Consider the following 14069-nt stretch of genomic DNA (forward strand, 5'->3'; position numbering starts at 1 on the left):
ATGTGGGGTTGAGCAGGGGAGCGCATATTGCGACGCCCTTTGGGGCCAGTTTCCATCACAGTGGAGCCGGTTATCCCCGCCTCTTTAATGACTTTAATAATTTGGAATGATTTGGACAATTTTTTTTAGGTGAACTTATAGATGGCATCAGAAATCTGGCGTTGACTGCCCAGAGCCCCCATGACTATGCCACCCGGCAAGAAACCAAGGGTGGGCGACTGTAATTACCTGACACAATCCTCCGAAACTGACCGAGAAAAGCCACAGTATTACTCCTCCTTAACCATCATGTGCTCATGTGCTGTCCAGCGGGCTGTACAGGCTGAAGTTGATAGAAGCTTATTGGGCGATCGCCCCCGCTGCATCCGTTGGTCTTTGATAAATATTACTTTCGAATAAATTAGATTAAGTCCAGCTTACAGAACAATTTTGGGGCGATCGCGATGCCGTCAATGGTTTCTTGGCGCATACATGATAATCAGCGTTCCTAGGAGGGCAACCCCGGCACCGAGCAGATCAAACTTATCGGGGCGCACTTTATCAATTCCCCAACTCCAGAACATAGCCACCAGCAGGAAAATGCCACTATAGGCGGCTTGAACACGACCGAAATGCGCGGGTTGAAGCGTCGGTACCATGCCATAGATAAAAAGTTAGGATCGCCCCCCCTAAGGCATACCAAATGCTTTTATGCTCTCGTAGCCAGAGCCACACAAAATAGGCTCCCCCAAGCTCGAGGAGACCTGTGATGAAAAAGTAAATTAGGGATTTTGCAACTTTTATCATCACCGCAGTGCTTAGTATAGACTGGAAACTAGATTGGGCCAACACCAGCATATGACAATTCAGTTGAGGATTCGTCGCCAAGCGCCCGACAAGGGCGCCTATTGGCAAACCTTTGAACTAGAGATTGATCCTTCCCTGACGATCCTGGATGCCCTCATTCAAATCAAGGAATACCAAGATGGCACTCTTAGCTTTCGCAAAAATTGTCGCAACACCATCTGCGGCAGTTGCGCGATGACGATTAATGGTCGTTCTGCCCTTGCCTGTCAGCAAAGTATTCTTGCCGAGCTAGTCAACAGCCCTGTGCCCAACCAAATTGCGATCGCCCCTTTGGGGAATTTGCCTGTCCTCAAAGACCTTGTCGTAGACATGAGCAATTTTTGGCAAAAACTTTCAGCCGTCAATCCTTATGTGAGTGCAGCGTCACGGCAAGTACCTGAGCGGGAGTTTCTCCAATCCCCCAGCGATCGCGCCAAGCTCAACGCCGCCGGCAACTGTATCCTCTGTGGCGCCTGCTACGGTGCCTGCAATGCCGTGGAAGTGAATCCCGCCTTTGTCGGTCCCCATGCCCTTGCCAAGGCCGCTCGCCTTGTGGCTGATACCCGCGATAGCGAAACTGAGCAACGCCTAGACAAATACAACACCGCTAGCAGTGGCGTGTGGGGCTGTACCCGCTGTTTTAATTGCAATACGGTGTGCCCTGTGGGCGTGCAACCCCTTGATCGCATTAGTGAGATCAAGCAGGCGATCCTCGCACGCTCAACCCCAGCATCCCGCAATCAAGACCGTCCTTTGCGTCATCGTCAAGTGCTCTTGGAATTGGTGAAAAGAGGCGGCTGGGTGGATGAGCGGCAATTTGGCCTACGGGTGGTGGGCAATGGTCTGCGGGATGTCGTTGGAGTTATGAGCCTTATCCCTTTAGGGTGGCGGTTATTGCGGCGCGGCAAGTTTCCGCTGCGGTTTGAAAAGTCTGCCGGTCAAGCACAAATCAAGGCGGTCATCACAGCCTTACAGCAGAAACAAACCTATCCTAAAATAAAGGACCCAAAAAGGGGATGAAATGCTCAGGACCCTATGCCAATCTAAAGAAGTGGTTTTGCATTCCTAACACCATGAGTGAACCGACGCCCGATGATTTGACCCCCCAATTTGGCTGGTCGCGCTATGCAGAGCTGATCAATGGCCGCTTTGCGATGATTGGCTTTATCGCCCTGCTCGTGCTCGAGTGGGTGACTGGTCAAGATTTCTTTACGTGGCTGGGCTTGCGATAGGTTGTGACGGCAACACTGCGCCTAGAGGGAGTCACGCGACGATTTGCGCCGGGGGTGGAGATCGGCCCCCTATCTTTAACGGTACCGGCAGGGGAGTTTTGGGTGATTGTTGGGCCTTCTGGTTGTGGTAAATCCACCCTATTGCGGCTCATTGCCGGCTTGGAGCAACCCACTAGCGGCGACATCTATATTGGGGAGACCTGTGTCAATGGCCGCAGTGGGCGCGATCGCGATGTGGCCATGGTCTTTCAGAACTATGCCCTCTATCCCCACATGACCGTGGCCGAAAACCTTGGCTTTGGTCTGAAAATGCGCGGTGTTGATCCGACAACACGGCAGCAGCGAGTACTGCAAGTGGCAAAGCTACTGGGGATCGAGTCCCTGTTGCAGCGTAAACCACGTCAACTTTCTGGTGGTCAGCAGCAGCGGGTGGCCCTAGGACGAGCCTTGGCGCGATCGCCCCAAGTGTTTTTGCTCGATGAACCCCTCTCTAACCTCGATGCTCAATTGCGGGAGCAAACCCGTGCTGAACTGAAACAATTGCATCAACAACTGGGCATTACCACCCTCTACGTCACCCACGATCAGGTGGAGGCCATGACCCTTGGCGATCGCATCGTGGTGCTGGACCGCGGCCAAATTCAGCAAATTGGCACCCCTGCTGAGCTCTATGGCAGACCGGCTAATACAATGGTGGCGCGATTTTTTGGCACGCCACCGATGAATTTACTGCCCGCTCGCTGGGATGGCCGCCGTCTTTGGATCGCGCAGCAGTCCTTGTCCTGTCCCCATACCCCCCATTGGCCGCTGAACAATGAACAGAGCCTCACCATAGGCATTCGCCCAGAGCATTTGCATCTCGGCGAGCAGGGTTTGGGGGCGATCGCCACCCTCGTTGAACCCCTAGGCCGCGAAGCCATTGTCCGCTGTCGCCTCATGGATAGTGCTCAGGAACTGCTGTGGCTAGCCCCCAGTCACCAAATCCCTCAAAGGGGTGACCCTCTCCAGTTGCAGGTCAGCCATCTTTATCTGTTTGATTCCACGACCGGGGCGGCTCTCAATTCTAAGGCTTCCTGAAAATTCATCGGAACCCTTACCCAAGATTGGAGGGTTCGCTTAGAATACAACTAGGATTCTGTAAAATTTCGTAACTTATGCGGCCAGCCCGTCCATGACTTCGGTAACCTCTCTTTTTTCACCTGTCGAAGCGGATCTCTGTGTACTCACGGAGAACCTGAAGGCACTAATTGGAGCCCAACACGCCGTACTCTCTGCTGCCGCCGAACATCTTTTTGCCGCCAGTGGCAAGCGCATCCGACCTGCCATTGTCTTTTTGGTGTCGCGAGCCACACTCCCCGATCAGGGGATTACCCCCCGGCACTGCCGCTTGGCAGAAATTACGGAAATGATTCATACTGCCAGTCTCTTTCACGATGATGTGGTGGATCAAGCGCAACTGCGGCGCGGTGTGCCCACGGTCAACAGCGTCTTTGGCAATCGGGTGGCCATTCAAGCCGGAGACTTTCTCTTTGCCCAAGCCTCTTGGTACCTAGCGGATTTGGATAACCTGCAAGTGGTGAAGCTCCTCTCCCAAGTCATCAAGGACTTTGCTGAAGGGGAAATTCGCCAAGGCTTTAACCGCTTTGACACCAGCATTACCCTAGATGACTATCTGCTGAAAACCTACTACAAGACAGCCTCCCTCATTGCCAACAGTGCCAAGGCCGCCGCGGTTCTCAGTGAAGCGCCCCCAGAAACCATCGAAGCCATGTACACCTACGGCAAAAATTTGGGCTTGGCCTTTCAAATCGTGGATGACATCCTCGACTTCACCCGCTCAACGGCAGAACTAGGGAAACCTGCGGGCTCGGATCTGCGGGATGGCAACCTAACGGCGCCTGTCCTTTTTGCCCTACCCAAAGCCCCCTACCTGCACACCCTCATCGAGCGCGAGTTTAGTGAAGAAGGTGATCTGGAAACCGCCCTCAACCTTGTGCGCCAAAGTGGTGCGATTGAAGATGCCCGCAATTTAGCCAAGGAATATGCCCAAGCGGCTCTACCGGCGCTTGAAGTGCTTCCGCCGTCGGAACCCCGTCAGGCCCTTAGCCAATTGACGGATTATGTCCTTGAACGGCTCTACTAAGCTGACAGTGGAACAATTGCCAATTAACCAATTCCCAGCGCATAAATTTCAGGGACTGATCGAAAAGCAAAAACAAGCCCTCCTTGGGACAGTCCAAGACAGTCCAATAGGTAGTCCAATAGGTATAAGTGCGGGATCAGTAATCAATCCCCTACACTGGAGATAGGGGTTGCGTCCACCCGACTGTCCCACGATTCGTTTTTGTTTTGGGAGTGAATTTGTGGCACGAGGCGTTAAACAACGGAAACCAGTAAGTTCTCTTGGGGGTGGTCGGGGAAGTCAAAGCGTGTATCAAAAAAGCAGGGGTCAGCGATCGCATCCTTCGCCGTGGCGTACCCTAGGTTGGATTGCTGCCTTTAGTGGTGTGTCCCTGGTGTCAGCTTTTGCGGGCATGACGTTTGTTTTGATGTCACCCTTTCAGGGGACCAGCCATCGTCGGGATCTCTCTTGGCTGGAAATGATGGCACGGGGGTTCCAGTATGGCATGAGTCGGCCAGTGAACCTCTTGGTGCTGGGGGTGGATAACGTCTTGGATGCCCCCGAAGGCTCCGCGGCACGGTTCCGTGGTCGCACTGACACGATGCTGCTGACGCGGTTTAACCCTGAAAATGGCACGATTACGGTCTTGAGTATTCCCCGTGATACTCGTGTGGAAATACCCGGCTATGGTACCGGCAAAATTAACGCCGCCAATGTCTATGGGGATGTGGAGCTAACGGTGCGGGTGGTGAGTGAAACCCTCAACTATACCCCCATTGATCGCTACATTCGCATTGATACACAGGCATTTCGAGAACTGGTGGATCTGGTGGGGGGTGTTGAGGTCAATGTGCCTAAGCGGATGGCTTATACCGATCACACCCAAAAGCTCTACATTGATTTACAACCGGGGCTGCAAACCCTGAACGGGGAGCAAGCAGAGGGCTTTGTTCGCTTTCGTTACGATGAACTGGGGGATATTGGTCGTGCCCAGCGGCAGCAGATGCTGATCAAGGCGCTACAGAAGAAACTGGCCAATCCCGTCATGGTGACCCAGCTACCAAAAATCTATGGCGTCCTCCAAAAATATGTGGATACGGATTTAACCTTTGCCGAACTGATGGCGATCGCCCAGTTTAGTCTGCGCATTCCACCGGAGAATCTCCGCTTGATTTTGCTGCCGGGACACTTTAGTGGTGATGGCTATGAGGCGAGCTACTGGCTCCCTGACTATGACCGCATTGATCGGGTCATTGCCGCGCACTTTCGGGATCGCCCCTCAAAAGCGGTTGACCCTACGTGGAAGGAAACGGGTACGTTGCGCATTGCCCTGCAAAACGCCTCTGGCAGTCGTGAGGCTGCCCGAGATATGGCCGATTTCCTTGCCCATTACGGCTATACCAATGTGGTGATTGCTGAAGACTGGTACCAGGAAAGCCCAGAAACAGAGATTATTGCCCAACAGGGTGATCTTAGAGCTGCCGAAACCCTCCGCTCTACTCTTGGCATGGGATATGTCTCTGCCAATTCCACTGGCGTTCTTTCCTCCGACATCACCATTCGCATTGGCCGCGACTGGGCAGCCGTCTTACACTAAGTGACTCTTACACTAAGTGACATTAAGTGAGGGTTGCGGGTAGTTTTTTGGTCACCGCCTCGGGTTCAAGAATGCGGTCAATAATACCGTATTCCTTAGCCATTTGCGGCGTCATATAGAGCAGCCGATCCATATCGCGGGTGATCCGTTCCGGCGGTTGACCGGTATTTTGTGCCAAAATCTCCACCATCATCGCCTTATTGGCCAGCACTTCCTTAGCACGAATTTGGATATCGGTGGCTTGCCCTTGGGCATAGCTTTTGGTTTGGTGCAGAACAATCGTGGCGTGGGGTAAACTGGCGCGACATCCCTTGGTACCAGCCGAGAGCAACATGGCTGCCATCCCCATGGCTTGACCAATGCAGATTGTATGCACAGGCGGCTTGATGTAGCGCATGGTGTCGCAGATGGCAAAGGCTTCCGTTTCAAAGCCAATGGGCTCACCATCGTAGCGGGAGGTACCCGTCGAGTTAATGTAGATGCGGATGGGTTTTTCAGGATCGTCGTATTGCAGATAGAGCAGTTCCGCAATGATCAACTCCGTTACCGCCGGCACCAAAGGCATGCCAAGATAGACGATCCGCTCCTTCAACAGCAGCGAAGGGAGATCGGGAGGGGGAGTGCGATAGTAGGCATCACCATAGTAGGCCGCTTGGGCAGCAGTAATGGGCAACCGCATAGGACGCTCAGTAAATGACAGACTATCTGTACTCTAGCAAGGAATTGTCTTTAGGATCGGCGGGAAGCACACCCTATAATCAAACCAGAAATCAGGTTCGTCGGGCATGAATCAACTCCGCAGTTCACGGCTCACCTCCTCAGTGGTGGCGATCGCCATTGTCTTGCTGGTTGTGCTTTTGAATGCAGTGGTGATTATCAATCCCGGCCAAGCCGGGGTGCTGAGTATCTTGGGAAAGGCTCAAGATACCCCCCTCCTTGAGGGCATTCACTGGAAACCCCCCTTTATTGCCAGCGTGGATGTCTATGACGTAACTGTCCAGAAGTTTGAGGTGCCAGCGGAAAGTGCCACCAAAGATTTGCAGGACATTACCGCCAGTTTTGCCATTAACTTTCGCCTAGACCCTATGGCCATTGTGGATGTGCGCCGCACCCAAGGCACACTGGAAAATATTGTTGCCAAAATTATCGCCCCCCAAACCCAAGAGGCCTTCAAAATTGCGGCGGCGCGCCGCACGGCTGAGGAGGCCATTACCAAGCGGGACGAACTGAAGCAGGATTTTGATCGCGCCCTAGAGGAACGCTTGTCTAAGTACCACATTCTGGTGCTCGATACCAGTGTGGTTAACCTTGACTTCTCGGAGGAATTTTCCAAGGCGGTGGAGGATAAGCAAATTGCGGAACAGCGGGCACAGCGAGCAGTCTACATTGCCCAAGAGGCAGCTCAACAGGCGCAGGCGGAAATTAACCGTGCCCAAGGGAAAGCGGAAGCCCAACGCCTCCTTGCTGAAACCCTCAAAGCTCCGGGTGGCCAGTTAGTGCTGCAAAAGGAGGCGATCGAAGCGTGGCGCGAAGGCGGTGCCCAAGTGCCCCAAGTGATTGTGCTCAATGGCAAGGAAGGACTGCCCCCCTTTTTGCTGAACTGGAGCAGCCAGCAATCGGCAAGGGAGTGATGCCCAAATCCCCCTAGAATTGAGAATAGCAATTTGTCCTTGATTGTTCTTTGGTTTCTCGCGATATTGACCCATGATCTCCACCCCTCTTGCTGCCAATCAACAAATTTTACCTTTGACTGCGCAAACCAATGCCCGCGGCCATCTCACCATTGGCGGGTGTGATGTGGTGGAGTTAGTGGCCCAGTTTGGCTCTCCCCTCTACATTCTTGATGAATTCACCTTTCGCACCGCTTGCCGTCAATATCAAGACACGCTCCAGCAGGCCTATAGCGGTGAATCTTTGGTGCTCTACGCCTCAAAGGCTTGGAACTGCTTGGCCACCTGCGCCCTTGCCCACAGTGAAGGTTTAGGCATTGACGTCGCCTCGGGGGGCGAACTCTATACTGCCTTGAGTGCCGGCGTCCCTGCCAGTCATATTTACTTCCACGGTAATAACAAGTCCCCCCAAGAACTCCTCTATGCCCTTGAGGTCAATTGCACGATTGTTGCCGATAACTGGCTAGAGCTAGAACGCCTTGCTGCCTACGTTGAGGAGCATGATCTGTCGACCCCACCCCGGGTCATGTTGCGGTTGACACCGGGGATTGAATGCCACACCCACGAATATATCCGCACCGGGCATCTAGACAGTAAATTTGGCTTTGATCCGCAACAGTTTCCAGAGTTGCTCCAGTTTGCCAAGGCGCATCCAGAACTAGACTGGGTCGGACTGCACGCCCACATTGGCTCACAGATTTTTGAGGAGCAACCCCACTTAGACCTCTGTGATGTACTGGTGGATTGGCTGGCTCAGGCCCGTGCGGCAATGCTACCCATGCGCGAATTGAATGTAGGGGGTGGACTGGGCATTCGTTATGTAGAATCCGATAATCCGCCGGCGATCGCCCACTGGACAAAAGCCATTAGCCATCAACTGAGCCAAGCCTGTCAGCAACGGTATCTTCCCTTACCAAAACTCATCTGTGAGCCGGGTCGCTCCATCGTTGGACCTGCGGCAGTTACAGCCTATACCGTCGGCAGTCGGAAGATCATTCCTGAGTTGCGTACCTATATCGCTGTGGACGGTGGCATGTCCGATAATCCACGACCGATTACCTATCAGGCACAATATACGGCCCTGTGTGCCAACCGCATGACCACCGCAGTCACAGAAACTGTGCGGGTTGCCGGTAAGCACTGCGAATCGGGCGATATTCTGCTACCCCAAGTCACTCTACCCCCCCTGCAGGCCAACGATATTTTAGTGGTGGCCAGTACGGGTGCCTACAACTACAGCATGGCCTCCAACTACAATCGCGTACCTCGGCCAGCAGCGGTGATCGTCTATGAGGGTGAAGCCAACCTGATCCTGCAGCGGGAAACCTACGCTGATTTGGTGGCCCATGATGTCTTGCCCCTGCGATTGAGCACCCCCGCCCCCTAGGAGGTGACGAGTACGATGGGATGATAGGCCTCCTAGGTAACTTACCGTGGCTGCTGCTGTCGGCGGAGACACTGGCCAAGGTGCGAACAGTTGTGGATGTGGTTTTGGTCTTGGCCTTAACCTATGCTATTTTGCGGGTTGTGGCCGAGCGGCGAACCCTCTGGATGGTACGGGGCTTTATCGTCCTCCTTTTGGCAACCTCCCTCAGTCGTGCCATTGAGCTACAGTTTTTAAGCTTTGTTCTTCATAACTTAGTGATTGGTTCTGCAGTCGCCTTAGCCGTTATTCTGCAATCGGAAATTCGCATTTTTCTGGAACAGTTGGGACGGGGTCAATTTTTAGGCTTTATGCAGCCCGTAGCTGAGTCGAGTCTGACCAGGGATGCCGTTGATCTGATTGTGACGGCTGTGAAGGGCTTATCTCAGGCTCGTACGGGAGCACTCATTCTGTTGGAAACCCATACAAAGCTCAGCCCCGAAGATTTTACCCATGCAGGGATCGCCCTCAATGCCCGCCTTTCGCCAGAACTGATTACCTCCATTTTTCAGGCGAGTTCACCCCTGCACGATGGGGCAATTTGGGTGCGCGGTGCTGAAGTCATTGCAGCAAAGTTGATCCTGCCCCTCTCGGATCGCACGGGGCCGTGGCAGTTGGGCACTCGCCATCGCGCCGCCCTAGGGATTACCGAACGCATTAGCCACTGTGTCTGTGTGGTCGTCTCTGAGGAAACAGGGTCAATTTCCCTTGCCTTTAAGGGGGAGCTTCAACGTCCCCTCACAAGCAGTAAACTAGGGGAATTGTTGCGGCAATATGTGCAGGATCAAGGGACAGGAACTTCACAACCCCGTCAACGTCAGCACAGCTTAAAATTTTGGAAAACTGTATGGCCACTGCGCTAATTTCTGTCAGCAGGATGTATCCATGACTCTACAGCCCCATTCACTCATTGAGTTACCTGAGGATTTAGATCGCGATCGCCTACCGCGGCATGTGGCGGTGATTATGGATGGCAATGGCCGGTGGGCAAAGCAACGCAATTTACCGCGCATTATGGGGCATCAACGGGGGGTGGACACTCTCAAGGATTTGCTGCGCTGCTGCAAAGACTGGGGCATTGAAGCGCTGACCGCCTATGCCTTCTCCACAGAAAATTGGGGACGACCCCTGCCAGAGGTAGATTTTCTGATGACCCTCTTTGAGCGGGTATTGCGGCGGGAGCTAGCGGAAATGGTGGCCGAGGGCGTGCAAATTCACTTTGTGGGTGACTTGGCGTGTTTGCCAAAATCCCTGCAAGCGGAAATCGAGCGAGCCATGGCGGCTACGGCCAATAACCAAACCATTAAATTTGTGGTGGCAACAAATTATGGTGGGCGACGGGAAATCATCCACGCTTGCCGTTCGATTGCCGCCCAAGTAAAAGCTGGACTCCTTGATCCTGCGGATATTGATGAAGTGCTCTTTGAACGCCACTTATACACAGGTGGCCTGCCGGATCCCGATTTACTCATTCGCACCAGTGGCGAGCTGCGCATCAGTAACTTTTTGCTGTGGCAGGTGGCCTATGCGGAAATTTATGTCACTAAGACCCTCTGGCCAGATTTTGACCGGGCTGCTTTCCATGAGGCACTGCGGGATTACCAACAACGACAGCGGCGCTTTGGCCGTGTCTAAAAGGGACCAGTTTCGATGGACAATAGGAAAGCCCGCTGGGTATATGTTGGAGCGATACTGTGACCCCTCAATTGCGCGTTTATGTCCCCCCCCATCCGCTAATTCAGCATTGGCTGACCGTGGCTCGCGATCGCAACACACCCACGCCTCTCTTTCGCGTAGCAATGACCGAACTGGGTCGCTGGCTGGCCTATGAAGCGGCACGGGAATGGTTGCCAACAGTGGAAACAGTGGTTGAAACCCCCCTAGCCCCCTGTGGAGCCATGGTCGTGAATCCCCAAGTCCCCGTGGTCGTGGTACCAATTCTGCGGGCGGGTTTAGCCTTGCTCGAGGGTGCCCAAGGGGTCTTACCAACGGCAAAGACCTACCACCTAGGGATTGTGCGGGATGAGGCTACCCTTGAACCCAGTTGCTATCTCAATAAGTTGCCCCCTCAGTTTGACCCCCAAACCCGTGTCCTCATTAGTGAGCCGATGCTGGCAACGGGAGGTTCAATCATGATAGCCATGCAGGAATTGGTGCAGCGGGGGATTGACCCAGCTTTGGTGCGAATCATTTCCGTTGTCACTGCCCCCCCGGCTCTGCAGAAACTGGGTGCCTATTTTCCCGCAGCGCAAGTCTATGCAGCCACAATTGATGAGACGTTGAATGAGCAGGGCTTTATTGTGCCCGGCTTGGGGGATGCCGGCGATCGCGCCTTTGGTACTGGAGAGGAAACCTAGGCGATGATGACCGTGGTCACTGTGCCGGCGACAACGGCTAATTTGGGTCCAGGGTTTGATTGTTTAGGGGCCGCTTTGACCCTCACCAATACGTTTACCTTTTCCTTGAGCGATCGCCCCCATGTCAGCGTGCGGGGGACTGAGGCCGCCAGTGTCAGCAGTAGCCCTAACAATTTGGCCTATCGTGCCTACAGCCGTTTCTATGAACATCTAGGGCGTGAAGCACCACCCGTATATTTGGAGATTGACCTGGGGGTTCCCCTCGCACGGGGTCTAGGCAGCTCAGCGACAGCAATTATCGGTGGCTTAGTGGGGGCGAATCGGCTGGCGGGCTTTCCCCTCAATCATACCGAGGTTCTGGAATTGGCCATTGAAATGGAAGGCCACCCCGATAATGTGGTGCCGGCCCTACTAGGGGGCTGTCGTCTTGCTGTTCAAGAGGGTGCTGGCGGATGGCATTGGCTAGAGATTCCTTGGGATCAGGATGTGGTGCCCATTGTGGCTATTCCGGACTTTGAGCTAGCCACAGAAACGGCACGGCAAGTACTGCCCTGCCACTGTACCTATGGTGATGCCGTCTTTAATATCAGTCACCTTGGCGCCTTGTTGCGGGGGTTGGAAACAGGGCAACGGGAGTGGCTGCAACTGGCGTTGGCCGATCGCCTGCATCAACCCTACCGCCAAAGTCTGATCAAAGGCTATGCCGATCTCCACAGGGCGGCTCTTGAGGCGGGTGCCCACGGCCTCGTTATTAGTGGAGCAGGCCCAACTCTCTTAGCTCTTGGGGATCCCGTAACTGCTTCAGCCATTGCCACTGCCCTCAAGGAGACTTGGGCAACGTTTGATGTGCAGGCACGGGTGGAGATACTGGCAATTCAACGCCAAGGGACAACGGTGGGCGATCGCTAAAAATCATAGAAATCAATAAAATGCTTCCTGCTGCTAGGAGGTGATTTGATGACTCAAGAACCGGATGCCCTGACAACGGACCTGCTGCAACGCCTGCGCCGCAAAGAGGGAACTTGGCAGGATTGGGGGGCAGGATGCCGGCAACTGCAAAAACAGGGGCTCTCTCCCCAAGCCATTTTTGAGGCCACGGGCATTGAACCCATCCACCAAAATCAACTCATCATTGCCCTGCAAGTGAATCAGAGCCTAGGGGAAGCACCCGAATCGGTGCGTGCCTATTTTCAAATGCGGGGCAGCGATCTGCTCTATGAACTACGGGTCTTATCGGCGGGCGATCGCCTGGCAGTAGCGACGCTGATTGTCGAGAAACAACTGGATGTCACTGCAGTTCATGAGGTGTGTCGTGCCCTCAAAGCAGGCGGCTATCAAAAGGATGACAGTGAAGGCTTTGGTGAGAGTGTTGGCGATCGCATTGGTCGCTACTATTGGCAACTGGCACGGCAGCAGCGAGATTTGGCCCAGCGATCGCGCCTCATTGCCCAAGGGCTGCGCTTTGTCGAATCTGCTAGCGGCCGGCAGGCCCTAGAAAAATTACTCACGGACTTCACCGTTGTCCCCGCGGTCAATCAACCCCGCCTCCCCCTTTACCGCTTGGATACGGCTGAGGAAGTCCCCTACTTGGTTCCTGTGGCCGGTACCGCCCCCCTGACCGCTACTGCCTTTCAGCAGGTTCCCCGCCTGAGCTGCACCGAGGTATTTCGCGTGGTTGCTGTTCCCCAAGGAATGAGTCTTGTGGCTCTCCCCGCTTGGCAAGTGCTGCTCAATGCCGTTGATCCAGTGGCGATCCTTTGGCCAGCGGCAGACCTCCCTGCAGAATTACCGCCAAGCCCAGAGGGGCTGCCCATTGCCCAGGTGCTTCTGATTGTGGATCGGGGTCTGGCCGAGTGGAACCGCGATCGCTATCTGTTGATTGCTCCTAGGGCCTCTGACGCAGTTCAACTGGCTTGGTTGCCTGAACCGCCTACGGCTCCAATTCTTGGCCAACTTCTACTGGTGCTGCGCCCCCCCCAAGTGTTGGATGAGAGCCTCAATAGGGAACTCTGGTTTTTTGAGGAATAACCTAGCTTCAGGCGAGATTAACCACAACCCCCAGAGGGCTGACACTCCCTAAGCTGTAATCTGCCAAGGCTAAACCCACAGACTGCCGGGGCGCCTTCAAATTCACCACCACCAGAGTCTGATCCACCAGTCCCGACCAGAGTTTGGCATCAGCAAAGTTGGCCAAGGGCGGTGTATCCACAATCACCAGATCAAAGTAATTTTTGAGGTGAGCCATGAATTGCTTCAGCGTGTCTTGACTTAGGAGCCGCATCGGCTGCTGCCGCAACTCCCCGGCCGTTAAAATGGCAAGGCCGCGCTGAGTCTGGGCAACACTATGCCAATGTCGCCGCTGAATTAACCAATCTGCCAAGCCCTGTTCATTACTCAGTCCAAGATAGCGGTGAATCTTAGGTTGGCGCAAATCCCCATCAATGAGCAGAACCCGCTGACCCGTGCCTGCGGCAGCAAGGGAAAGATGGAGAGCAACCGTGGTACGCCCATCGGTGGGTAGGGCTGAAATGATGGCCAATGACTGCCCCAGACCCACCGCTTGCAGGTTAGCCAACAGATGGTGAAAGGACTCTTGGAACTTCATTCCTTCCCCCACAGTGGGTAGGACTTGGGTCACCTGCCACAACCCTGCGTTGCCCTTGACGACGCGCTCTAGGCGCAGATTGATTTGGGGGGTTGCCTTGGGAATGTTGCCAAGGAGGGGCACGCCTAGGGTTTCTTCCACCTGGGCTGGACTGACAAACGTATGGTCAGCAGCATCTGCCAGATAAACGGCGAAAACGCCCAACAGGAGGCTGGCGATCGCCCCTAATACCAACAGC

14 protein-coding genes and 1 pseudogene are annotated in these 14069 nt (G+C 54.3%); 12 read left to right on the forward strand and 3 right to left on the reverse strand.

Annotation, left to right across the window (positions count from 1 at the left end; all coding sequences use genetic code 11):
* Positions 1-449: 449 nt before the first annotated feature.
* Positions 450-783, reverse strand: a pseudogene (locus H8Q75_RS11930) (YnfA family protein).
* A gap of 54 nt (positions 784-837) precedes the next feature.
* Here H8Q75_RS11930 and H8Q75_RS01405 point away from each other — a divergent pair.
* The 5 genes from H8Q75_RS01405 to H8Q75_RS01425 all read left to right on the forward strand — a co-directional run bounded on the left by H8Q75_RS01405 (position 838) and on the right by H8Q75_RS01425 (position 5776).
* Positions 838-1845, forward strand: a complete 1008-nt coding sequence (locus tag H8Q75_RS01405; RefSeq protein ID WP_297039831.1) for a succinate dehydrogenase/fumarate reductase iron-sulfur subunit — start codon at positions 838-840, stop codon at positions 1843-1845.
* Between the two features lie 53 nt (positions 1846-1898).
* Positions 1899-2057 (forward strand): chlorophyll a/b-binding protein, encoded by a 159-nt coding sequence (locus H8Q75_RS01410; RefSeq protein ID WP_024124800.1) that lies wholly within the window; start codon positions 1899-1901, stop codon positions 2055-2057.
* A 3-nt stretch (positions 2058-2060) separates the two neighbouring features.
* On the forward strand, positions 2061-3134 hold the full coding sequence (locus tag H8Q75_RS01415; protein WP_024124801.1) for an ATP-binding cassette domain-containing protein: 1074 nt from the start codon (positions 2061-2063) through the stop codon (positions 3132-3134).
* A gap of 94 nt (positions 3135-3228) precedes the next feature.
* The gene (sds, locus tag H8Q75_RS01420) at positions 3229-4200 is read left to right on the forward strand and encodes a solanesyl diphosphate synthase (protein ID WP_011057594.1); all 972 of its coding nucleotides are present in this window, start codon (positions 3229-3231) and stop codon (positions 4198-4200) included.
* Positions 4201-4486: 286 nt separating this feature from the next.
* Positions 4487-5776: an LCP family protein gene (locus H8Q75_RS01425; RefSeq protein WP_297039842.1), complete on the forward strand. Its 1290-nt coding sequence runs from the start codon at positions 4487-4489 to the stop codon at positions 5774-5776.
* Between the two features lie 22 nt (positions 5777-5798).
* Here H8Q75_RS01425 and H8Q75_RS01430 read toward each other — a convergent pair whose 3' ends face one another.
* A complete protein-coding gene (locus tag H8Q75_RS01430) occupies positions 5799-6455 on the reverse strand; it encodes an ATP-dependent Clp protease proteolytic subunit (RefSeq protein WP_024124803.1) in 657 nt (218 codons plus the stop codon).
* A gap of 106 nt (positions 6456-6561) precedes the next feature.
* Here H8Q75_RS01430 and H8Q75_RS01435 point away from each other — a divergent pair, with 106 nt between their 5' ends.
* The 7 genes from H8Q75_RS01435 (at position 6562) to H8Q75_RS01465 (ending at position 13254) form a co-directional block, all read left to right on the forward strand.
* Positions 6562-7407 (forward strand): prohibitin family protein, encoded by an 846-nt coding sequence (locus tag H8Q75_RS01435; protein WP_024124804.1) that lies wholly within the window; start codon positions 6562-6564, stop codon positions 7405-7407.
* A 73-nt stretch (positions 7408-7480) separates the two neighbouring features.
* Complete coding sequence (gene lysA / locus H8Q75_RS01440; protein WP_297039847.1) at positions 7481-8833, forward strand: diaminopimelate decarboxylase; 1353 nt, start codon at positions 7481-7483, stop codon at positions 8831-8833.
* 20 nt (positions 8834-8853) lie between these two features.
* Entirely contained in the window at positions 8854-9732 is an 879-nt protein-coding gene (gene cdaA, locus H8Q75_RS01445; protein ID WP_297039849.1) for a diadenylate cyclase CdaA, read from the forward strand.
* 22 nt (positions 9733-9754) lie between these two features.
* Complete coding sequence (gene uppS / locus H8Q75_RS01450; RefSeq protein ID WP_024124807.1) at positions 9755-10504, forward strand: polyprenyl diphosphate synthase; 750 nt, start codon at positions 9755-9757, stop codon at positions 10502-10504.
* 59 nt (positions 10505-10563) lie between these two features.
* A complete protein-coding gene (gene upp, locus H8Q75_RS01455; protein WP_024124808.1) occupies positions 10564-11226 on the forward strand; it encodes a uracil phosphoribosyltransferase in 663 nt (220 codons plus the stop codon).
* Positions 11227-11229: 3 nt separating this feature from the next.
* Entirely contained in the window at positions 11230-12135 is a 906-nt protein-coding gene (gene thrB / locus H8Q75_RS01460; RefSeq protein WP_024124809.1) for a homoserine kinase, read from the forward strand.
* A 48-nt stretch (positions 12136-12183) separates the two neighbouring features.
* Entirely contained in the window at positions 12184-13254 is a 1071-nt protein-coding gene (locus H8Q75_RS01465) for a RuBisCO accumulation factor 1 (RefSeq protein WP_297039855.1), read from the forward strand.
* Positions 13255-13261: 7 nt separating this feature from the next.
* On the opposite strand, the gene H8Q75_RS01470 is transcribed toward H8Q75_RS01465, so the two are convergent.
* Positions 13262-14069: polysaccharide biosynthesis tyrosine autokinase (locus H8Q75_RS01470; RefSeq protein ID WP_297039857.1), on the reverse strand; the 808-nt coding region annotated here is incomplete at its 5' end.

Origin of the sequence: Thermosynechococcus sp. OHK43, assembly GCF_014466085.1 — a bacterium.
Classification (GTDB): Bacteria; Cyanobacteriota; Cyanobacteriia; order Thermosynechococcales; family Thermosynechococcaceae; genus Thermosynechococcus.